This window comes from Synechococcus sp. JA-2-3B'a(2-13) (genome assembly GCF_000013225.1).
In the GTDB taxonomy this organism is placed as follows: Bacteria; Cyanobacteriota; Cyanobacteriia; order Thermostichales; family Thermostichaceae; genus Thermostichus.
In genome coordinates, this window is the sequence record NC_007776.1 from 1,981,191 (window position 1) to 2,002,740 (window position 21,550).

Below are 21,550 nucleotides of genomic sequence, written 5' to 3' on the forward strand. Positions count from 1 at the left end.
CTGTTGCCAGAGCATCCACTCGGAGTCGTTTTAAAAACTTAGGTTGATCCGTGACCCCCCTTTCCCTCTGGAAGAGGGGCTGGGAATAGTCGCGGAAGCGGCGCGGAGCGCTTTTGCCAAGTCCAGGAAAACCGTCAGATCTGTTCTCTCTGAGGGGGCTCACACCCATGGGGAGCCAGCTCCCGGCTAGCGCTTGCAGAGCCGATACACGGGCAAAGTGAAATGAAAGCTGCTGCCTTTGCCCAAGGAAGACTCCACCCAAATCTGGCCGTAGTGAGCGCGCACGATCCGTCGGCAGAGGGAAAGGCCGATGCCATAGCCCTCCTGCTGTTGATCCCGGGACAGACGGACGGAATCGGAGAAGATGCTCTCTTGGTCGGCTTCCGGGATCCCAGGGCCAGTATCGCTGACGGTCACCTGCACCTTTTGGCTGGTGCGATGGAGGACATCGAGGCGGATGGATCCCCCGGCGGGGGTGTACTTGATGGCGTTGTCCAGCAGGTTGAACAGAACTTGGCGGATCTTGTCGGGATCCACGTGAACAGAGGGCAGATCCACGGGAATATCCGCTTGAAACTGCAGCCGCTTGCCTTGAATGCGCGGCCATAGCTCCTCGATCACCGCCTGACACAAGCCGGGCAACTGGGTTTCTACGGCTCGAATCCTCAGCTCCGAGGCAGCGCCACGGGCCGACTCCAGGATATCGGTGATCATGCTGTCCATCTTGCGCAGTTGCTGGCGGGCATGGTCGAACAACTGCCGCTCTAGCGCTTTGTCCAGGGATCCCTCGCGCCCCTGCTGCAGGGTTTCGACCGCCAGAGCCGTGGCCGTCAGGGGACTGCGCAAATCATGCACCAGCATGGCCAGAACGCGATCTTTGAAGTCCAACTGCTCCCGCAATTGGGCCCGCTCCTGCCGCAGCAAAAACACCTCTTCCGACATTTGCAACAGTGCCTCGGTGGTCGGAGGGGAGGCGGGATCCCGTCCTGCTCCTTCTTGATGGGCGGCCAAAGCCGCTTGGCCTTGCCAACGAGGCCACCACACTTCCAACTGCGTCGCCAAGTCTGCGCCCGCCAAAACTTGAGCGGGCAAGGGCTCAGCCTTGACCAGAGCCGGAGTGGCCACCAGCTTGTAATGCTCTGCCAGGTAGGGGTGCTCCTCCAGCGGCACCACTTCCAGTTGGGCAGGGTATTGGCCGGGCAACCCCTGGATGTGCTGGCGCAGATGCTCCTCAAGCTCGGCAACAACAGCTCGACTCTTGGCGAACAGCAGCAGGCGAATGACAGAACGAGCGGAGGTGAGGTCTGGCGAAGTTTGCATAGGCCAAAGTCCAGTCGCGTTAGCGCTCGCGATAGCGGTGCGTAGCACATTGCGTAGCATTAAAGCCAAAGGTTGGCGTTTCAGCAGCCGGGATTGCCGTGCGCTCGTTCGCGGAAGCGGACCGTAGGTCTAACCGTAGGAGCCATTGCTGCTTGTTCCTTCCTAACACTAACCTTGGGAAAAGCTTAAAAAGGGACATGGAGTGTAACAAGAAAGACCCCTCAGCGTGTATCTTTCCCGGCCGAGGAACAGCCGCAGGAGAGTATGGCCAGAACCCGCCCACGGAACTTAACAGAACTTAGTGAAACAGGTAGGCCAGCCCCACCAGCAGGGCCACCAACCCCACCGCCGTCAGGGTGAAGTGCAGCAGGGAGGTCTTGCCTTTGCGCACCATGTTGCGCATGGCCAGGCGGGTATAGCTGGGGGAGGATCCCTGTTGCTCCGCAACGCTTGCGCGAACGCCAACCGACGGAGAATCTGTAGAAGAGGGCTGCGCCATTGGGATAACCAGAGCGATAATTTACCCTACCTTCAGGCTAGCTTAATCTGCTCCTCCGGATAGAGGTGTTTCCCAAGCTTCGACCTTCCCGCTGAAGAAGGGCCATAGCTGTCGCGCGGGGATCTTCCGGTGCCAAAATAACGACAGCATCCCCCTCTTTTGCCCCCCATGTTGCAAGTTCAGCATCTTTCCTACCATCCGGCAGGCGTTTCCCAGCCCATTCTCAACGATCTTTCCTTTGAGTTGGGCCTGAACCAGTTGGGGCTGATCGTGGGCAAAAGTGGGGCGGGCAAGAGCACCCTGCTGGAGATTTTGGCTGGCTTGGCGCGGCCCACCCAAGGACGGATTACCTGGGGAGGGGCAGAACTTTCCCCCAACCGCTTGCGCAGCATGGCGGGGTTGGTGTTTCAGTTTCCAGAGCGCCACTTTTGCGGCTTGACGGTGCTGGAGGAAATGCGCTTTGGTTATCCAGAGCTACAGAGAAAAGAGATCGAAAACGCCCTCAGACAGGTGGGATTGGAAGGGATCCCTCTACATACCTCCCCAAACCGCCTCAGCGGCGGGCAACAGCGGCGCTTGGCCCTGGCCGTCCAGTTGATCCGTGGCCCGTTTTTGCTGTTGCTGGATGAGCCGACGGCAGGATTGGATTGGTCGGTGCGACGGCAGTTGATCGAGCTGTTGGCTCGGCTAAAGTCCACCTGGACGGTGTTGGTGGTTTCCCACGACCCGGAGGAGCTGTCCTCCATTGCCGATGTGCGGTGGACATTGCAGGCGGGATCCCTGAAGCTGTTGCCGACGGAGGCTTTGCTTCACAGGTAGCGGCGGGGATCCACCGGTTGGCCATTGACGCGCACTTCAAAGTGAACATGGGGCCCGGTGGAGAGGCCGGTGGAGCCGGAAGCAGCAATTGCTTGCCCCCGCTGTACCTGCTGGCCTACCCCAACGGCAACGCGGCTGTTGTGGGCGTACAGGGTGGTGATGCCGCCCCCGTGATTCACAATCACCGTGTAGCCATAGCCGCCGTACCAGCCGGCGTAGATGACGGTGCCCCGGTCGGAGGCTCTCACCGCAGTGCCGGTGGGCACACCAAAATCGATCCCCGCATGAAAGCGGCGACTGCGGTAGATGGGGTGAACCCGCCAGCCAAAGCCGCTGGTGATCGGCCCGCGCACCGGAGCAATGAATCGGCCTGTCCCTTGAACGGGATCCCTGCCCCCCTGCTGTTGGGCCTGCTGGGCGATCAGTTGCTGGATGAGGAGAGTCAACTGTTGGGAATCGGCTTCCAGCCGCCGTTGGGCTGCTTCATAGGCCGCGCGTTCGTTGGCCAAGCGGCTCAACAGCTGCTCTTGGGCGACCGCCTGCTGCTGCAGTTGGTTCTTCTGGGCGGCCAGCTCCTGCAAAATCAAAGAGATCTCGTTGCGCTGCATCTCCAGGGCAATGCGCTGTTGATCCACCTCCTTGGCCATTGCTTGCAGCTCTTGGATCAACTGCCGATCCGCCTCGATCAACAGTTGCAGTTGGTGGCGGCGGTCGAAAAACTCGTTCAAGTCACGGCTGGTGAGCAGCAGAGCCCACCAATGTTCAGCCCCCTGCCGCTGCATGTAGCGCAAACGGGCCGCCGTGCCCTGTTGCTGCCGTCTCAGGCGGTCTTCCAGCTCCTGTAGCTCCTTTTGAGCTTGCTCCAGGGCTTTCTGGGCTTGTTCCAGACGATACTGATTGTCGCGAAGGCTGGATTCGGTCTGTCGAAGGTTTTGCCGCAGGGATCCCATGCGGCGGCGGGCTTCTTCTTCTGCTTGGCGCAGTTCTCCCAAGCGGCGCTGAGTGCTCTGGATTTGGTGCTGGATCTGCTGCTGCCGCTGTTGCAATTGGTTGACATTCTGCGCCTGAGACGGGGCAACCCCCCCCAGTCCCCCCAACAGCAAGAGGGTGAGCAATCCGAGCGCTATCCACCCTTTTAGCCTGTGTGCCCCACGACTGAGACTCGTCATTCCTCACACCCTCTGCGACTGACCCATCGACCCTAAGGATACAAAGATCCCCACGGATCTGAATCGGGCCTGAGCTGGCTATTTAGGGCTACTCCGAACAGCAACAGAAGAGCCAGACAGTAGCGACTCCACCTCCGGATCCCACAGGCCTGACGGCATGCAACTCAAGCGGCAGCAACCTCAACGGACTAGAAAAACTAGGAAATGACGATAAACTGGCCGCTCACCTGCTGGCAAACCTCACGCTTAGAAGGCCAACCAAAAAGTTGCCTCATACAGACGGGATACCTTGCGGCACCTTTGGTTTGAGGAATCTTCCTCCTCTTCTCTGCTGAGTTCAGCACCGGTTAGGGAGACAACAAGGCCAGAGCAGGAACCAGCAACGCCGTGAAAAGCTGGGAAAAGCAAACACTCTGGCAAAGGCCACGAACGCGCAAACAGTTGCCCCTATAAAACACCGGCTTTGCTTGTTCCTGAGTCATCTGCTAGGCTTTCCCTTGAAAGAAAAGACGTTTAGGCTTTATGGTTTGTCATTATTTCATTGGCAGGCTGACTTTTTCGTTTTTGGATTGCAATTAAACTTAAGCTAAACCCAAGCAACTGCAAAACACTGAGCGGGTATTTTCCTACAGATGGCATTCGAGGATGCTGAGTGCAGTTTCAGAAAAGGGTCACAGCACCCCTGGTTACTCCATCTGTGGCAGCAGCCGCTGATTGCCGTGATCCGCCTCTGGGCCAGCCCAGCCCAAGCTCTCGAGGGAGCCATGCTGGCCATCCGAGCCGGGATCCGCCACATTGAAATCACCACGCAAGTTCCCCAATATTTGGAGCTGATTGCCCAACTGCGACAAGACCACCCGCAGTGTTGGATAGGGGTGGGCACTGTTCTCGATCGGCAGGTGGCGGAGCAGGCTTGGCAGGCAGGAGCCCAGTTTTGCGTTTGCCCCTTCACCGATGAGCAAGTTATCCGCTGGGGTCGGGAGGTGGGGCTGCCCATCGTGCCCGGTGCCCTCACCCCCAGCGAGATCTGGAGGGCGTGGCAGGCGGGGGCAACGGCAGTGAAGGTGTTTCCGGTGGAGAGCATGGGGGGATCCCGCTACCTGCGCCATCTACAATCGGTGCTGGGATCCCTGCCGTTGATCCCCACCGGGGGAGTCACCTTGGCCAAGGCAGCGGAATACCTGCAAGCAGGGGCCTGGGCAGTGGGCATTGCCGGGGATCTGTTCCCGCCAGAGGATTTGCATTCGGGCTGCCATGAGCTGGAGAATCGACTACGACAGGCGCTGAAACAGCTGGCAGAGCAAAGAAGCAAAACCTGGCCCAATCTGGGCAAACCAGTAGAATAAGGGGCGTGGTGTGAGTGAGGCCCGCATGGATGGATTTTTAGATCTCTATCTGCAATTCAACATCCCAAGCCCGATTGAAGAAGCCACTTGGCGTCATTGGTTCGAGATCTGGCTGAAAGAGCTGGGAGTCCAGGAGCCATGCGAGCTCAGCCTTTGCCTCACTTCCGATGAACACATCCGCCAGCTCAACCGCGAGTTTCGCCATCTCGACGAGCCCACCGATGTGTTGGCCTTTGCCGCACAGGAGATGCTTGCCCCCTTTGGGATCCAAGACATAACGGGGGTACGCCTACTGGGGGATATTGTGATTTCGGTGCCCACCGCCCGCGCACAGGCCAAGGCGCAGGGGCATCGTCTTTCGCAAGAGTTGGCCTGGTTGGCCAGCCACGGGTTGCTCCATCTGCTGGGGTGGGATCACCCGGATGAACTGTCCCTACAGCGCATGTTGCAGCAACAGCGACAGTTGCTCGCAGCCATCCAACTGGATGGGGAGGTGGCCCATGGCCAACAGCCCTAGTCGGTTGCCGGAGCGTTCTCGCCTGGCGGTGTTCCGGCGGCGCGTCCATTCCAGAGACCCAGCGCAGCCATCTGAGGCGGATCGGGCAGCCAGTGCCGAGCCTTTGGGAAGGGATCCCTGGCGACGCCCCCCCTCTTGGCAAGTGGCCGACAACTTGGGCAAAAGTTTCTACTACGCGGGCAAGGGCTTGGTCTATGCCATCCGCACCCAGCGCAACTTGCGCATCCACATGGCGGTGGCGGTGATAGCCTTTGGCCTTGGGCTGGGCCTGCGGCTGAGCGCTGTGGAAATGGCCCTGATCAGCCTGACCAGCGGTTTGGTGATGGCGCTGGAGCTGGTGAATACCGCTCTGGAAGCAGTGGTGGATCTCACCCTGGGCAGCAAGTACCATCTCCTGGCCGAGATCGCCAAAGATTGCGCGGCGGCAGCGGTGTTGATGGCGGCAGTGGCGTCCTTGATGGTGGCGGCTTGGCTATTTCTTCCGCCCTTGGTGTTGCTGCTGCAAGATGGCTTCCCGGCAGCAGGGTAGCTCCCCGATTGGACAGGAAGTTTCCTATCCAGACGGCTGGGAGTGGATCACCACCCGTCCTCCCTGCCGGTCCAGGTTGAGCAGTTTGGCCTCCGCTTCAATATCCAACTGCGCCCAAGCGCTGACCATCGCGGATCCCACCCGTTCCCGATTCTCGGGAGCACAGAGGGCCAGAAGAGTGGGGCCGGCTCCGCTGATCACCACTCCATAGGCTCCGGCAGCCATGGCTGCAGCTTGAACCGTTTTGAACCCGGTGATCAGCTCCATACGCGCCGGCTGGTGCAGCCGATCCTGCAGGGCCACCTTCAGCCAGTCCACCCGCCCCGACTGCAGGCTGCGGATGAGTAGGCCCAGATGGCTGCTGGAAAAAACTGCATCCGCCAAGCTGACGGATTTGGGCAGGATCTCGCGGGCCGCTTGGGTGGAAAGCTTAAAGTTGGGCACTACGGCCAGGATGCCAATGCTCTCATGCCACTCCACCGGACAGAACACCCATTGCCCCTGCTGTCCCTGCACACAAAGCTGACAACTGCCCTGCAGGGCGGGCACCACATTGTCTGGGTGGCCCTCCAAGGCAATAGCCAGTTGTAGAAGGGTTTCGGGAGCTAAGTTGAGTGCTCCAATGGCATTGGCCCCCAGCAAGCCGCCGACAATGGCGGTGGCAGAACTGCCCAACCCCCGCGCCAGGGGCACGTTGAGGGTAATTTCGATTTCTACCCCCGGCACAGGCTTACTCAGCAACTCAAAGGCGCGGCAAAAAGCCCGGTACACCAGGTTGTCCTTGCTTTGGCTGATGTGGTCGCTGCCGCGGTAGTGGATGCTGAGGCCAGAAGGGATCTCGCGAAAATAGAAGTGATTGTAGAGCTCTAGGGCTGCACCGATGCAGTCGAACCCTGGCCCCAAGTTGGCGGTGGTGGCCGGGACGATCACCTCTACGCGTTCTTTGACCAAGGGGACAACTCCTCAGTGAACGGTGGGTAACTCAATGTTTGCGGGTTAGTGCCTGCGGGCTCCCATTATCCTACGAACGATGGCCAGACCTTGGATATTCTCGCCACCTCTGCTCGGTCTGCAGCTCGCCGAGGCAAACGCGCTGATCCAGCGGAGCTTTTGGACTATCCCGAAAGGTTTCTGACCATGATTGGTTCTTGTGACTTATTTGTGACTTCATTGAGTATCGGGAATGTTGGGCCTGTTTCAACTCCAGCCTTTGCCATTGGCTGAACCCATCAGGGATCCTGAAAGAAGTGCGGGAGGGATCGGGGGGTGCAGGGGCTGTCTTGGTTGGTGTTGGGTTTGAGCTATGTCGGGTTGGGACTGGGATCCCTGCCTAGGTTGCGTATGAACCGGGCCACCATCGCCCTGGTGGGATCCGCCCTGTTGATTGGCTTGGGGACCTTGTCGCTACGGCAGGCTTGGGAAGCCATTGACCCGACCACGATTGTGTTTCTCCTGAGCATGATGGTGGTAAATGCCAGCTTGTCCTATGGGGGGGCTTTTCAGTTGGCTTTGCTGGGCTTGATTCGGGTGAGCCGCAGCCCCTTTGGTCTGTTGATCATGCTGGTGTTCGGCAGCGGGCTGCTCTCGGCTTTCCTGCTCAACGACACGCTGGCGCTGGTATTCACCCCCCTAACTTTGCAAGTCACAACGGTGTTGGGGTTAAACCCGATCCCCTACCTGCTGGGCTTGGCGGCAGCCACCAACCTGGGATCCGTCGCCACCCTGAGCGGCAACCCGCAGAATATCCTGATCGGCTCCTTCTCTGGGATCGGCTACCTGGAGTTTGCTGCCCAGATGACCCCCATTGCCGTGGTGGGGCTGCTGCTGGAAGTGGGGTTGCTGTGGCTGTACTACCCTGAGGTGCGCTCGTTGAAACCCTTTGCTCGGGTGCCTTGGCTGCCGCTGCGGCTCTACCCGCCCCTGTTGCGCAAGAGCGTGGTGATTACGGGGGGGCTGTTTGTGGCCTTTGTAGCCGGACTTCCCTTGGCAGAATCGGCCTTGGTGGCGGCAGCCCTGTTGTTGATTACCCGCAGGCTGAAGCCGGAGCGATTTTTGGGGCAGGTGGACTGGAATCTGCTGGTGATGTTTTCCGGGCTATTTATCCTGACGCGGGCAACGGGAGAGCTGGTAACTGTTTGGGGGATGAGCTTGGGATCCTTGGCAGAGAGTCTGGCGGGATCCCCTCTTGCCCTGCTGAGTAGTGTGGCCGTTTTATCCAACCTCATCTCCAATGTGCCGGCGGTGCTGTTGCTGCAATCGTTCCTGCCTCGGCAGGAGACCACCGCTTGGCTGTTGCTGGCTGCCGGCTCCACTTTGGCGGGCAATTTGACTCTATTTGGGGCGGTGGCCAATCTGATCACGGTTGAGGCAGCGGCCAAAAAAGGCTACGTGCTCTCGTTTGGGGAACATCTGCGCTTTGGCCTGCCCCTCACTCTCCTAACCCTGGGGTTCAGTGGGTTGTGGCTGTGCCAGCCTTTCCTGTCTTCTCCACCGCTCAGATGACCTCTGTCGAGGGATCCAGTGGGGCTGTGACTGGCTTGTCGGGATCCCTGTGTATGATGGGAAAAAGAGTTTAAGAAACGTAACGTGTCTTCTCCGCTATCGCAGGCAGTTATTTTGATCACAGGGGCAACAGGGGGTATCGGCAGCGTCCTGGTGCCCATGCTGGCTCAGGCCGGATCCCATCTGGTGTTGGCCGCTCGGCGAGAAGAGCCCCTGCGAGCTCTGGTGGAGAAATCAGCCTCTTTGGGGGCTGCCTCTGGATTGGGGATCCCTACTGATGTGACGGACTATGCCCAGGTAGAGGCCCTGGTCAACCAAACGGTGCAAAAGCATGGGCGCATTGACGTGCTGATTAACCTGGCCGGGGCCGGGATCCTGAAGCCTGCTCCCCAGCTAACCCCCGCAGACCTGGAGCGAATGCTGGCGGTCAACCTGAAGGGCAGCTTCTACACCAGCCAACTGGCTGCCAACCCCATGCGGGAGCAAAAATCCGGCCACATCCTCAATTTTCCCGGCGTCCTTGGACGTTATCCCATGGCGATGGCCTCTGCTTACTGTGCGGCCAAGTTTGGGGTGGTCGGGTTTAGCAAGTGCATGGCCGATGAGCTGAAGCGCTTTGGGGTCAGATTTACGCTGTTTTACTTCGGGGGCATCGACTCACCCTTCTGGGATCCCATCAGCCTGAAGGTGCAACGAGACAAGATGCTCAGCCCTGCCACGGCTGCGGAAGCCATCTGCTTTGCCCTTACAGCGCCCGCTGGTGCTGTACCGAGCGAGATAGTGTTGCAGCCGGAAAGCCACCAATTCCTTTGACCAAGTGTTTTGCCGTCCTTTTGCTGGGGTTGAGGCGGCAGCAGCTTGTCTTTTGGTGAAACAAGCGCTCGAGTTTCTCTCTTGGGCTCCCCCCGTCTCAATCTTGCTCTCTGCAGCCCAAAGCGCCAGCAGGGATCCTCATTTCTTGGCGGCAACGTTGGATCAGATCTCCCGACACCCCCACCAACCGTCCTAGCCATTCGTCCGGCACAGAAGCAAGCAACGCCGGCCCAAACTGCTGATGAAGATGCTGCCAGAGAAGGGCAGCCCGCCGCGGCTGGGGTAAGCCTCTGTCAACTTTTGCAGGATCTCGGTGCTGCGAGCGCGACGACGATAGCCCCACTGACGCTCCAAAAAAGTGGCAGGGGCCTGCAGATACACTTGGCCAAAAGGACTCCGTCCCGCTTACGCGATCGGCAAAACCGCTCGGCAATCGCGATCGATGGCCAGGCCAACGGCTGCACCAAACTCCAGCAGCTCGACAATATGAGCTTTCTCCAGCAACAGCCCATGGGATCCCATTCCCTTAACCAGCCAAACCTGACCGCTGCGTACCTGCTCCAGAAGGGTAGAGGGATCCCGAAGCCTAGCCCAGAGTGGCGGTTCAACCTGCTTTCCAGGGCACGTCTGACCCGTACAGCCCAGTGAGTCAGAGCCGTTGATGGGTGTGGGGGTGCTGTTTGATGTTGTCGGCATCCTTCACCTCCACAACCGCGTTGAGGATCCGTCGGGGCTCAACGCTGTGATTGAGCTTAAACACCCCCCGCTCTGGAGTGCAGGTTTGGTGCAGGGGGATATGGCGAAACTGGGGCTTGTTGCGATAGGTGCGGGCCGCTGCCTGCACCCGTTCCACGAAGTCTTCTCCCAACAACACCCCTGGCGGGAAAACATCGGCAGGCAAAGTTGGGATCCCGTTGTTCACGATCTCGGCATAGGTTGTGGCGTAGAGGAGAAGATAGGAAGTGCTGCGGCGTTCTTGGGCCAGGCAGTCCAAATCGGCAGCAGGCACCGGCTCGGCCACCAAAACCTCTACCAGGCGACCTTCCTGATCCTGCTGGAAGCAAGTGGCCACTCCCAGCACCACGTACTGCAGTCCTTGCACTGGGCTGGAGCCAAGGTGAGTTTGAGCAGTATCCGACATCGGTGCCGATCTCCAAGCGGGGGAGCGAACTTTCACGGCTCCGGCAAGCGCCAAGATCCCTCAAGCCGGGCGCAGTTCTCACCATAGCAACAATTTTTGCGTCGGGCAGCGGGAGCTGTTGCAAGATAGAAGGCGGATCCCAGCCCAGCTCTCTGTAAAGGATGGCAAGGGCGGCACTTGGCTGCAGGGATCCAAACTTTGCTTTACCCAAAAACTGGGCCCTCAAGGCTCACGGCTCGCTGACGCAGTCGCGACAGCTTGCGGAGCAGTAGGGAGCGGCTTTGTGCTATGCTGCCGGCAGCGGCAGGGTAGTCAACCGCTGCAGAAGCCCAACGGTTTAACGACTGGGTCAAACCCAAACAAATAATAAATAAATAGTTTTGTAATAGTTTTTTGTTGTCTGCAACAACACCCTAGGGCAGGGGGAAGCCGCCTTGAAAAAGAAAACCACTGGGGAGACAAGCGCCGCTGTCGTAGAGGGGAAACCTTCTTGCGAAAGCGAGACGGAGTCCTTTACGGTAAGTGCTGTCACGGAACCAGTAACTGGAATCCTCGCCCTCTAGAGCAGGGAGCATGTCAATGGGGCAAAGCGGGGTCAGTACTGCCCGAGGGGAGCAAGGGGTTGGGTTCCAGGCACCTTTGGCAACCCTTGATTCATCATTATCTAGGAAATACTTGCTCTAAGGATCCGACCATGGCGGATGGCGAATACAGACCAGGCTTGGAAGGCGTTCCGGCCACACGCTCCAACATTAGTTTTGTGGATGGCCAGGCGGGGATCCTGGAATATCGGGGCATCCCCATCGAGGAATTGACCGCCCACAGTACCTTTCTGGAGACAGCCTACTTGCTGATCTTTGGAAAGCTGCCGACCCAATCGGAGCTGGACAACTTTGATCAGGCAATCCGCAGTCATCGACGGGTGAAATACCGCATCCGCGACATGATCAAGTCGTTTCCGGAGTCGGGCCACCCGATGGATGCTCTGCAAACCTGTGTGGCGGGCTTGGGGCTGTTTTACCCGCTGCGGGAGATGGATCCCGACTATGTGTTCGGCACCGTCACCCGCTTGCTCTCCAAGCTGCCGACCATGGTGGCCATGTTCCACCAGATGCGACAGGGCAATGATCCCATTCCCCCGGACGACAACCTGGATCATGCTGCCAATTTCCTATACATGCTCTCGGGCAAGAAGCCGGATCCCTGGTTGGCCCGCATTTTTGACATCTGCCTGATCCTGCACGCCGAGCACACGGTCAATGCCTCTACGTTTGCCCTTCTGGTGAGCGCTTCCACGCTGGCTAACCCCTACAGCAGCCTGGCCACGGCGGTGGGTACCCTTTCGGGGCTGTTGCACGGGGGGGCCAACCAACAGGTGATGATGCTGCTGCGGCAAATCGGCTCGGTGGAAAATGTGCGCTCGTTTATCGAGGAGAAGCTGGCCAAAAAACAGCGCATCATGGGCATGGGCCACCGAGTCTACAAGGTGAAGGATCCGCGGGCCACCATCCTGCAGCGGCTGGCCGAAGAGCTATTTGAGCGCTACGGCCACGACAAGTACTACGACATTGCCCTGGAGGTGGAGCGGGTGTGTGAGGAGTTGTTAGGGCCGAAGGGGATCTACCCGAATGTGGACTTCTACTCAGGGTTGGTCTACGCCAAGTTGGGGATCCCAGAAGATTTGTTTACACCGGTGTTTGCCATTGCCCGAGCGGCGGGTTGGCTGGCCCATTGGCGGGAGCAGTTGTCCGATAATCGGCTTTTCCGACCCACCCAGGTGTACACAGGTGAACGCCAGCAACGCTACATCCCTATAGAAGAGCGGGGTTGAGAGCCGTTTGACAGGGCGCTGGGCCGGGATCCAAACTCAGTAAGGCCCAAGTCGTGCGTGAGGTGGTGTGTTGAGCCTCTTGGACTCTCCCCTTTGGCGAGACGGGTTCACCCTGTTTCTGAGCCTTGTGGTGCAGGCCATGCCATTTTTGCTGCTAGGGGTGTTTCTATCGGGGCTGCTGGCGGTGTTTGTCGAGGGATCCCAGTTGGCCCGTTTCCTGCCCAAAGGCAAAATCGGCAGCGCGGTGGCCGGTGGCGCTTTAGGATTCTTTTTCCCGGTGTGCGAGTGCGGCAACCTGCCGGTGGCCCGTCAACTGGTGATCAAAGGGATCCCACCCCACGTGGCGGTGGCCTTTCTGTTGGCGGCGCCGGTGTTTAACCCGGTGGTGATCTTTTCCACTTGGATTGCCTTTCGCTCCATGCCGGAGCTGGTGATCTACCGAGTTCTCTTTTCCTTTGGCATTGCGGTTGTCGTCGGCTTGATCTTCAGCCTGCAAAAGGATTTCCAGCCTCTGTTGCAGCCGTCAGTCTGGCGGGAGCTGCAGCGCAATTGCTCCCAAGAAGCTGATCCGAAGAACATCTCCCGCTCGCCGTTGTTGCAGGGGGGCACCTTCTGGATTGGATCCCAGGGCTATGCCCAAGGGGCCTCTGGCCGATCCCTGGCCACTTTACAAACGGCTGAAGATGTGTATCGCTCTGCTCTGGCCGCTGCGCCTTCTCCCTCCAGGCGACAAAAAGGAGTTCTCCTGCTGCAGACCTGGGCCAGGGAGATCCGCGAATTGGGATCCGTGCTCATCTTGGGCTCGGCGATGGCGGCCCTGATTCAAACGGTGATCCCGCGTTCGTTTGTGCTGGATTATGGCCAAGATGCATTGCTCTCAATCCTGATCATGATGGCCCTGGCCGGGATCATCTCCATCTGCTCGACAGTGGATGCCTTTTTCGCCCTCTCCTTTGCCGCCACCTTCACGCCGGGATCCCTGTTGGCTTTTATGGTGTTTGGGCCGATAGTAGACTTGAAAGCCATAGGCTTGATGCTCACTCTGTTCAAGCCCCGCGCCATTTTCTACTTCGTGATCTTGGTCTTTCAGCTTACTCTGGTGGGAGCTTTAGCCATCAACTACTATGGCAGTTAAAGCGTTTGTTTGAACCTTTCTCCACAGGGACACCCTCTCCATCCACTCTCCGTCAAATATTCGTCAAATATAGTTGCTTCAGTTTAGGGTAAGACGCCTGGGCTTCTGATCGCGCCAGCGGGACGGAGTCCTTGAAAAGCCTTCCGGCTCGGTGCACTTTAAGTGTGGGTGCAGTGTCCTGCTTTAAATCGAAATGACTATAGAAAGAGTTGCCTGGATAAGGTTTGTCACCAGAGGACTCTGCTCCCAGACGGTTGAGAACTCAGGTGTTACAGGTTTTATTGTAGTAAACTCAAGAAGGACGTAGTCTGGATTTCATAATTATCGCGACCCTATTTTTCAGCAGGACAAAGCTATGAGCAATCTATACTCGACAGACTTTAACTTGTGGATTGACCGAACAACCCGGCTATTGCGGGAAAGGCGCTGGCATGAAATTGACCTAACACACTTAATTGAAGAGGTTGAGAATTTGGGTAAGAGCGAACGACGAGGGATTACCAGTCAATTAACTCGCCTTCTGCTGCATCTGCTCAAGTGGCAATATCAACCTCAGCGCCGTTCAGATAGCTGGCTAGATTCCATTACAGATGCGCGAACCCAAATCGGATTGGCCATAGAAGATAGCCCTAGCCTAAAAGGTTATCTGGTAGAGCAACTTGAAGAGAGTTATCAACGGGCGCGCCGCCAAGCAGCCAGGCAAACGGGGATAGAAATCTCGACATTTCCAGATGTCTGTCCCTACTCTCCAGAGTTGGTGCTGGCAGAAGATTGGCTGCCGGAAGTTTGACAGTCCACACCACAAAGCATTTAACGGTGGACAGCATTCCCACAGTACTGACTGTAGAGCTTTGGACTGGTGTTGTCCTGCCCAGACAATCCATCAGGGATTAAACATGGGCAATACAGATAGACCAAGGCCAATTGCTGTGCTACTGTTGCTATTCCTCAAGCAGAGGCGCGCTCCTGCCAGGTGCGCATCTTGCCCGGATTGAGCAGGCCATAGGGATCCACTTCTTCTTTAAAACGAATCTGGCGCGGATCCATCACTTTGCGCCCGCCGTCTTCGATGATGAAAGTGTGGGGGTTGGCAATAAATACTCCCTGCTCTTCGTGGTAGCGCATGATCTCGTTCAGGCGCTCTTCGGTGGTAAAGCGGACAATTTGCAGGCCGACGGGGGTAGCTTGCCCGTTGATGCGAATCCACTCCAGGTGCATCAGCACTTCGTCGCCAAAATACTCGTACATGTGCTGCACCAGCTTCAGCTCCCGATCGGCAGGAAAAGCCGATTGTAAATAAGTCAGGCTGGGATCCACGCTGCGGCAGTGCAAAGTGGTGTGGTTCCAAGAAAATTCCCCCAGCGAGATCCCCTTGCTGGCCTCCTGGGCCGTTTTGTTGTAAACCACTTGGCCCCCATGTTCCCGGACAAGCTCCAACAGCGGCTCCAGGCTGCATTCGGCCACCATCAACAGGGCCACAGCGGATCCTTCTGGCAAATGACCCCGCAGCGGTGCAAAGTAGCTGGGGATCGGCCAAGCGTGCAGGCTGATCATCTTCTTGATGATCCCATCCGCATCGCCCAGGGCCTGGCCAAAATGGGCACAGGGCATAAACCCTCCTGCGGGGGGAAAAGCCACCACCAGCTCTGCCCAAGGGTAAGCAGGCGCCAGCGGGATCTCCACCTCGGTGATGATCCCATTGAGGCCCCAGGCATGGCTCACTTGGAACACCTCGTCTCCCCGCAGCTCCAGCACCCGCGGCTCTTCCTCCAGGGTGACCACCCGCAAACCCAAGATGTTGCCGCGATCCCGCAGTTGGCCGTAGGTCACAGAGCCAATGCCGCCGCTGCCGCCGGCAATGAACCCCCCGATGGTGGCCGTGCGATAGGTGGAAGGAGCCATGCGGATCTCCCAGCCCATCTCCCGGGTGTGTTTGTCGATGGCCATCAACTTGGCCCCCGCCTGCACCCGCGCCAAGCCCGGCTTTGCCCAAAGCACCTGGTTGAGCTTGCCCATGTCCAGGATCACACCCCCGGCCAGCGGGATACATTGGCCGTAATTACCGGTACCGGCACCGCGCACCGTAACCGGGATCCGCAGCCTGGCACAGGCCGCTGCCACCCGCATCACCTCGGCCTCATCGGCGGGGCGCACCACCAAATCTCCCCGCTTGTCGCTCAGTTGTCGGCTCAGCACGGGGCTGTAGTGGTAAAAATCCAACGACAACTTGGCCACCTGAGCCGGATCAGTGATGATCTCAATACCCTCTAAGTCAGAAGGCAAAGCCTGCAGCTTGTCAGGAGCGGCAACGATCATAGGTATCCGTATTTGGGTGCAACGGTTCTTCAGACTCCATCATCGGCAGAAATTGCCTGCAAAAGGGTTTGCCGAGAACAGTATGGGAAGGATCCCTGTCCGGCCAGGTCGATTAGCCGAAGCGGCCCTCCACATAATCTCTTGTGGCTTGCTTGGTGGGGCTGTTGAAGATGACTTCAGTTCTGTCAAATTCAATCAGCTCGCCCACACGGTTGGATCCCACCAGCTCCACGCTGAAGAAAGCCGTCATATCCGAGACGCGGCTGGCCTGCTGCATGTTGTGGGTGACGATGATGATGGTATATTCCTCCTCCAGCTCCTTCATCAGCTCTTCGATACGGCGGGTGGAAATGGGATCCAGTGCCGAACAGGGCTCATCCATCAAAATCACATCCGGCTGTACCGCCAGAGCGCGGGCAATACACAAGCGCTGCTGCTGCCCTCCCGACAGCGACTGACCATTTTCTTTCAACTTGTCTTTGACTTCATCCCAGAGGGCAGCCCGTTTCAGCGAGGTTTCCACCACCTCGTCCAAGTCTACCTTCATCCCCAGCACCCGCGGGCCGTAGGCCACGTTGTCGTAAATGCTTTTGGGGAAGGGATTGGGTCTTTGGAAGACCATGCCGATACGCCGCCGCACCGCCACCGGATCGACCTCTTTGGCGTAGAGATCCTTGCCGTGGTAGGTGAGCTTGCCCTCTACACGAGCACCGGGGATCAAATCGTTGGTGCGGTTGAAGCAACGTAGGATCGTGCTTTTGCCACAGCCGGAAGGGCCGATAAACGCAGTAATCTGTCGGGCTGGGATGTCCAGAGTAACATTTTTTACCGCCAGATTGGAGCCATAGTAGACATTCAGGTTCTCGGTCCTGAAAACGTAAGAGGTCTGGTTAAGAGATTGAGTTTGCATGGCAGCACTCACAAAAAGAGCTAGAGTTCGACGAAGAGTTCGATTCAAGACTTTGTTGAGAATCCTCAGGCTATTTCCTGGTCTTGTACACCAAAAAGCGAGCGGTCAAGCTGGCCGCCAAAACAATGGCTAACAAAACCAAAGCGCCCGCCCAAGCCAGCTCCTGCTGCACCCTGTAGGGAATGATGGAGAAAAAGTAGACCATCACCGGCAAGGTAGCCACCGGGCCAAAGAGATTAGTAGACCAGAAATTGTTGTTGAAGGCGGTAAAGAGCAGAGGTGCAGCCTCGCCTGCCGCTCGGGCCAAAGCCAGGATTAGCCCGGTTACGATGGCCGGTGCCGCTGCCGGCAAAACAACGCGCATTGTGGTCTGAAAGCGATTTGAGCCCAGGCCAAGGGAAGCCAAGCGCATGTCGGGCGAAACCAGCAGCAACGCCTCCTCGGTGGAGCGGATGACAATCGGCAGCATCAGCACGCCAAAAGCCACCCCTCCCGAGAAAGCCGAAAAGCCGGATCCCCTCACCACCACAGCATAGGCAAACAGGCCGCAGAGAATGGCCGGTACCCCCGTGAGCACATTGCAGGAAAACTTAACCAGATAAGCCAAGCGGGTGCCGCGACCGAATTCAGACAAGTACACTGCCGCCAAGATGCCGAAGGGAAAGCTCAAAGCCGCCCCCGTAGCCAGCACCATTAAATTGCCGACAATTGCGTGACCAAAGCCCCCTTCCGCCAGGCCAGGGGCAGGGTAGCGGGTCTGGGTGAGGACATCCCAATTTATCCGCTGGATGCCTTCCTTGCCCACATCCCACAGCACCCAAGATAGGGAAGCTATGATCACCGCCACAAAGAGGCCACTCAGCAGGGTTAGGACAATGCCTGTGTAATTGCGGACAGGGGCAATGGCGGCACGAGTAATGTCGATGTCAACCTTCTCAGGGGCAAGCTGTGCTGAGTCGGACATGATAACAGTGCTCCTTCATCTTCTTTCTGCTTCCCAAGTTACTGCTCCAAGTTTTGAAACTTGCGGATGATGATCTCGGCAACAATGTTGACCAATAACGTCAGCACCATCAGCACCACGCCGGCATACATGAGAGCCGAAACCTGCAAGCGTCCTGCCTCGCCAAACTGAGAGGCAATCAAGCCAGTAATGGTGGATCCCGGCTGCATTAGGGAGATATTGATGCGGTTGGCGTTGCCGGAAAGCATGGCCGCCACCATGGTCTCTCCCAGGGCCCGTCCCAGCGCCAGCATGATCGAGCTGACAATGCCCGACAGGCCGGCAGGGATCATCACCGTTAAGAGGGTCTCCCAGCGGGTTGCCCCCAGAGCCAAAGCGCCCTCTTTTAGGCTGCGTGGTAGAGATTCAAAGGTACTGCGGGTAATGGAGATGATGATGGGAGAGATCATGATCCCCAGCACCATAGCCACTATCAACAAGCTGGGCCCCCGCGGAGCCGGGCCACCCAAGAAAGGGATCCAACCCAGCGTCTGGTTAATGGCTCGAAAGATGGGCCGCACTGCTGGAATCAGCACAAAGATCCCCCATAGCCCCAGCACCACACTGGGAGTGGCCACGATCAGCTCAATGGCAAAGCCAATCGGCTCCGTTACCCACTTGGGGGCAAAACCTTCCGTCAGGAAGATGGCAGTGCCAATGCCCAGAGGGATGGCAAAAATCAAAGCCACCAGAGAGGTTACCAAACTGCCATAAATCTGTGGTAGCACCCCGTAGATGTTTTCCACCGGGTTCCAGCGGGCAGTAACCAGGAAGCCCAAGCCAAACTGCTGAATCGCCAGCAGAGCCGCTTCGGTGGTTTGAAGAATCACCCAGATGAGGATAATGCCGGCAAACCCTGCCAAGGCCAGCGTCAGGCGGACAAAGCCCACATCAACAGCCCGAGACAGGCTCGCCTTTTTCTCAATGTCAACATCGATATCCGGGTTTGGTGGTGAACCATAACCCGTAGCCGCTGAAGTCATAGCCTCTCTCCCATGATCATCTTCGGTTCAAAATCTTTCCTAAAAATCCCACCGTGCAAGGTAACCCCAGCAGCCGACCGAGAAAGCCTCACCTGCCTCCTCAGCCGGCCACCAGCTCCACTCTAGTGGAGTTCAGGCTGCAACCCAGTCATCGCACCGCATTGGGGTTAACGGTGATGGCATCCAGCTCTGCAAAGATCCGCTGGATAGCCGCCTCAGGCATAGGGATGTAGTCCAGCTCCTTGGTGATGGCTTGACCCTCTGGCCCCTGGGTCCACTTCAGAGCCTCCACCAGCTTGGTCAGCTTCTGCTGATCGGGATACTCGCGGTACAGCATCACCCAGAACAAGCCCACGATTGGGTAGTCATTTGGCCCTTCAGGGTCGGGCACCAACAGCGCAAAGTTATCAGGAATGGGAGCATCCAGCGCCGAGGTAGCTGCCTCAGTCGAGAACTCAACAATGTTGCCCGCTTTGTTTTCCAAGCGAGCAGTGGCCATCTTTTCCAGCTTGGCATAGGACTGGTTCACGTAGCCAATTGCCCCTGGCTCCTGCTTGATGGTGGCGGCTACGCCCTCATTCCCTTGGGCTCCAATGCCAACAGGCCACTCGACAGAAGTACCAGCACCGGCTGTCCAATTAGGGCAGACAGTTCTGATGTGGTTGGTGAACACAAAGGTAGTCCCAGAACCATCAGAGCGGTGTACCCAGGTGATGTCCAGGGGTGGCAGCTTGTTTGCTATGCGTGGGTTCTCGGCCTTGATGCGAATGTCGTCCCAGCGAGTGATCTCGCCGGTCACGATGCCGCAGTAGGTTTTCCGCTTCAGGATGAGCTCTCCGTCTTCAATGCCGGGCAGGTTATAGGCAAACTCGATGGACCCTCCCGCCATAGGCAACTGTAGGGGCTCATAGCGGTATTTAGCTCGGAAGCTTTCCAGGCGAGCACCGGAGAAAGGCGCCTCGGAAGCGCCGAAGTCCACAGTGCCATTGATCACCTGCTCTAGGCCAGCACCACTACCGACAGACTGATAGCTGACTTGCACAGTGGGGTCTACGGTGCGGTTGTAGGCGTCAAACCAACGTTGCAGCAAAGGAGCCGCAAAGGTCGCGCCCGCCCCGGAGATTTGCACGGTTTGGGCTTGAGCCGAGGTCGCTGTTAGAAATCCTACTGTTAGAGCGGTGAGGGAGAAAGCAGAAAGCAGGGTTCGCATAGGTAATATCTGTGGCGAATCAACATTTTCAACCCTATAACCTCAAAGTTAACAGAGGGATATCTAAAGGTTAACTTTGGGTTAAGTCAAGAGAAAAAATCGATATTTTTGAGTGTGCTGGCTCGTTTCCAAACCTTGATTTTCCATCTGGTGGTTTTGGCCAGTTTGGATTTCAGCAAAATCAGGATCCTGGAGCCCAGGATCCGCGAAAAGGTCTAGCTGCTGAACTTCTATCTCATTTGACAACCAATCAAACGGACACAACTTGAATAAGAGCTAAGCTGGGACGGCTGCAAAAAAACTCGATCCAGATCCAAGATGTGTAAAATTTGAGACAAAGATGTTGCTCACCTCTCGGCAAGCTTGGACATGATTTCAGCAGGGCGGGAAAAGCTCTGGCCAGAGCTTCTTCCGACTTTTGACAGTTTTGACAGAGAGAATTAGCTAGGAGATGGACTTCAACACTCCAGACGTGGGGCAGCTCTACATGTTCCCCGAGCAGAGAAAGATCTGGGCTCTAAGCTGGGATCCGCCCGCCCCCCATGAGGTACAGCAGGGCCATGCGCACCGCCACGCCGTGGGTGACCTGCTGCTCAATCAGGTTCAAGCCGGGATCCTCCATCACCTCGGAGCTGAGTTCCACACCGCGATTGACCGGGCCGGGGTGTAAAACCCTCACCTCTGGGTGGCACAGGCGCAGCCGCTGCCGCGTGAGGCCGAAGAAGTGATGGTACTCCTGCAAGCTGGGGAGAAGGAACTCGCCCATGCGCTCCTGTTGCAGGCGCAAGGTGATAACAAAACGCGCCCCTTCTAGGGCAGGCTCCAGCTGCCAATGGATAGGGAGCGTGTGGCCGGGTACAAACTGGGCAAAATCTTTGGGCAATAGGGTGGGAGGGCCGGCTAAGTGAACCTCAGCTCCGGCGGCCACCAAGGCATAGATATCGGAGCGGGCCACCCGCGAGTGGAGAATATCGCCGACAATGGCGATTTTGATCCCTTGCAGCAACTCCAGACGGGGACGCCGGGGATCCAGATGGCTGCAGAGGGTAAACAAATCCAGCAAACCTTGGGTGGGATGTTCGTGCAGTCCATCCCCGGCATTGAGAACGCCCACAGGGGATCCGCGGCGGTCGATCTCGGCAGCTAATTGTTGGGGCACTCCTGCCTGGGCATGGCGAACGATTAAGAGATCGGATCCCATGGCCAGAAAGGTGCGGGCCGTATCCAAAAGCGTCTCCCCTTTGCTCAAGGAAGAGGTGCCTGGGGAAAAGTTGAGCACATCTGCCGAAAGGCGCTTGGCCGCCAGCTCAAAACTGGTACGGGTGCGGGTGGAAGGCTCGAAGAACAGCGTCACCACCACCTTCCCCTGCAAGGTGGGCACCTTGGGCAACCGCCGCGTCAACACCTCCTGGAAACTGGCGCTGGTCTGCAAAACCATCTGGTATTCTTCGGGAGTAAAATCCGCCAAGCCCAAGACGTGCTGCCGCTGCCAAACCATAGGGGATCC

Annotated in this window: 22 protein-coding genes; 9 read left to right on the plus strand and 13 right to left on the minus strand. The window is 57.7% G+C overall.

All coding sequences use genetic code 11. The features are described from left to right. Positions 1-186 precede the first annotated feature (186 nt). Both CYB_RS09015 and CYB_RS09020 read right to left on the minus strand, forming a co-directional pair. On the minus strand, positions 187-1,320 hold the full coding sequence (locus CYB_RS09015; RefSeq protein WP_011433490.1) for a histidine kinase: 1,134 nt from the start codon (positions 1,318-1,320) through the stop codon (positions 187-189). A 298-nt stretch (positions 1,321-1,618) separates the two neighbouring features. Continuing rightward, entirely contained in the window at positions 1,619-1,819 is a 201-nt protein-coding gene (locus CYB_RS09020; protein WP_011433491.1) for a DUF3285 domain-containing protein, read from the minus strand. A 168-nt stretch (positions 1,820-1,987) separates the two neighbouring features. Here CYB_RS09020 and CYB_RS09025 point away from each other — a divergent pair, with 168 nt between their 5' ends. Beyond that, entirely contained in the window at positions 1,988-2,638 is a 651-nt protein-coding gene (locus CYB_RS09025) for an ABC transporter ATP-binding protein (protein WP_011433492.1), read from the plus strand. On the opposite strand, the gene CYB_RS09030 is transcribed toward CYB_RS09025, so the two are convergent. Then, positions 2,629-3,753: a murein hydrolase activator EnvC family protein gene (locus CYB_RS09030; protein ID WP_238376740.1), complete on the minus strand. Its 1,125-nt coding sequence runs from the start codon at positions 3,751-3,753 to the stop codon at positions 2,629-2,631. The two genes, CYB_RS09025 and CYB_RS09030, sit on opposite strands and share 10 nt — an antisense overlap. 686 nt (positions 3,754-4,439) lie before the next feature. On the opposite strand from CYB_RS09030, the gene eda reads away from it, so the two are divergent. The 3 genes from eda to CYB_RS09045 are packed head-to-tail and all read left to right on the plus strand — an operon-like array spanning position 4,440 to position 6,199. Then, a complete protein-coding gene (gene eda, locus CYB_RS09035) occupies positions 4,440-5,153 on the plus strand; it encodes a bifunctional 4-hydroxy-2-oxoglutarate aldolase/2-dehydro-3-deoxy-phosphogluconate aldolase (RefSeq protein ID WP_011433494.1) in 714 nt (237 codons plus the stop codon). Between the two features lie 10 nt (positions 5,154-5,163). Then, a complete protein-coding gene (ybeY, locus tag CYB_RS09040) occupies positions 5,164-5,670 on the plus strand; it encodes an rRNA maturation RNase YbeY (RefSeq protein ID WP_304411981.1) in 507 nt (168 codons plus the stop codon). Then, positions 5,654-6,199 (plus strand): diacylglycerol kinase family protein, encoded by a 546-nt coding sequence (locus CYB_RS09045; RefSeq protein ID WP_083757647.1) that lies wholly within the window; start codon positions 5,654-5,656, stop codon positions 6,197-6,199. The genes ybeY and CYB_RS09045 overlap by 17 nt, the downstream gene beginning before the upstream one ends. Positions 6,200-6,223: 24 nt before the next feature. Here CYB_RS09045 and thrB read toward each other — a convergent pair whose 3' ends face one another. Further along, entirely contained in the window at positions 6,224-7,150 is a 927-nt protein-coding gene (gene thrB, locus CYB_RS09050; protein ID WP_011433497.1) for a homoserine kinase, read from the minus strand. Between the two features lie 315 nt (positions 7,151-7,465). On the opposite strand from thrB, the gene CYB_RS09055 reads away from it, so the two are divergent. Together CYB_RS09055 and CYB_RS09060 are read left to right on the plus strand one after the other, a co-directional pair. Then, positions 7,466-8,701: an anion transporter gene (locus CYB_RS09055; protein ID WP_011433498.1), complete on the plus strand. Its 1,236-nt coding sequence runs from the start codon at positions 7,466-7,468 to the stop codon at positions 8,699-8,701. 84 nt (positions 8,702-8,785) lie between these two features. After that, a complete protein-coding gene (locus tag CYB_RS09060) occupies positions 8,786-9,514 on the plus strand; it encodes an SDR family oxidoreductase (protein ID WP_011433499.1) in 729 nt (242 codons plus the stop codon). Between the two features lie 192 nt (positions 9,515-9,706). On the opposite strand, the gene CYB_RS09070 is transcribed toward CYB_RS09060, so the two are convergent. Genes CYB_RS09070 through CYB_RS09075 form a run of 3 tightly spaced genes read right to left on the minus strand, consistent with a single transcriptional unit; the run spans position 9,707 to position 10,655 of the window. Continuing rightward, on the minus strand, positions 9,707-9,895 hold the full coding sequence (locus tag CYB_RS09070) for a hypothetical protein (protein WP_011433501.1): 189 nt from the start codon (positions 9,893-9,895) through the stop codon (positions 9,707-9,709). Between the two features lie 24 nt (positions 9,896-9,919). Then, entirely contained in the window at positions 9,920-10,210 is a 291-nt protein-coding gene (locus CYB_RS14890) for a hypothetical protein (protein ID WP_148202743.1), read from the minus strand. Further along, a complete protein-coding gene (locus CYB_RS09075) occupies positions 10,164-10,655 on the minus strand; it encodes a hypothetical protein (RefSeq protein ID WP_011433502.1) in 492 nt (163 codons plus the stop codon). Before CYB_RS09075 ends, CYB_RS14890 begins: the two co-directional genes overlap by 47 nt. Before the next feature lie 694 nt (positions 10,656-11,349). Between CYB_RS09075 and CYB_RS09080 the strand changes: the two genes are divergently transcribed. The 3 genes from CYB_RS09080 (at position 11,350) to CYB_RS09090 (ending at position 14,411) form a co-directional block, all read left to right on the plus strand. Next, positions 11,350-12,486 (plus strand): citrate synthase, encoded by a 1,137-nt coding sequence (locus CYB_RS09080; RefSeq protein ID WP_011433503.1) that lies wholly within the window; start codon positions 11,350-11,352, stop codon positions 12,484-12,486. Between the two features lie 79 nt (positions 12,487-12,565). Then, on the plus strand, positions 12,566-13,621 hold the full coding sequence (locus CYB_RS09085; protein WP_011433504.1) for a permease: 1,056 nt from the start codon (positions 12,566-12,568) through the stop codon (positions 13,619-13,621). Positions 13,622-13,976: 355 nt separating this feature from the next. After that, positions 13,977-14,411, plus strand: coding sequence for a DUF29 domain-containing protein (locus CYB_RS09090; protein WP_011433505.1), 435 nt, complete (start codon positions 13,977-13,979; stop codon positions 14,409-14,411). Between the two features lie 158 nt (positions 14,412-14,569). On the opposite strand, the gene CYB_RS09095 is transcribed toward CYB_RS09090, so the two are convergent. The 6 genes from CYB_RS09095 to CYB_RS09120 all read right to left on the minus strand — a co-directional run bounded on the left by CYB_RS09095 (position 14,570) and on the right by CYB_RS09120 (position 21,541). Then, complete coding sequence (locus CYB_RS09095; protein ID WP_011433506.1) at positions 14,570-15,937, minus strand: FAD-binding oxidoreductase; 1,368 nt, start codon at positions 15,935-15,937, stop codon at positions 14,570-14,572. 112 nt (positions 15,938-16,049) lie between these two features. Further along, entirely contained in the window at positions 16,050-16,847 is a 798-nt protein-coding gene (gene pstB, locus CYB_RS09100; RefSeq protein ID WP_011433507.1) for a phosphate ABC transporter ATP-binding protein PstB, read from the minus strand. Between the two features lie 70 nt (positions 16,848-16,917). Beyond that, entirely contained in the window at positions 16,918-17,811 is an 894-nt protein-coding gene (gene pstA / locus CYB_RS09105; protein WP_011433508.1) for a phosphate ABC transporter permease PstA, read from the minus strand. 38 nt (positions 17,812-17,849) lie between these two features. Then, complete coding sequence (gene pstC, locus CYB_RS09110; RefSeq protein WP_011433509.1) at positions 17,850-18,833, minus strand: phosphate ABC transporter permease subunit PstC; 984 nt, start codon at positions 18,831-18,833, stop codon at positions 17,850-17,852. Between the two features lie 148 nt (positions 18,834-18,981). Beyond that, a complete protein-coding gene (gene pstS, locus CYB_RS09115; protein WP_011433510.1) occupies positions 18,982-20,043 on the minus strand; it encodes a phosphate ABC transporter substrate-binding protein PstS in 1,062 nt (353 codons plus the stop codon). A 517-nt stretch (positions 20,044-20,560) separates the two neighbouring features. Then, positions 20,561-21,541 (minus strand): aspartate carbamoyltransferase catalytic subunit, encoded by a 981-nt coding sequence (locus CYB_RS09120; RefSeq protein ID WP_011433512.1) that lies wholly within the window; start codon positions 21,539-21,541, stop codon positions 20,561-20,563. Between the last annotated feature and the right edge of the window lie 9 nt (positions 21,542-21,550).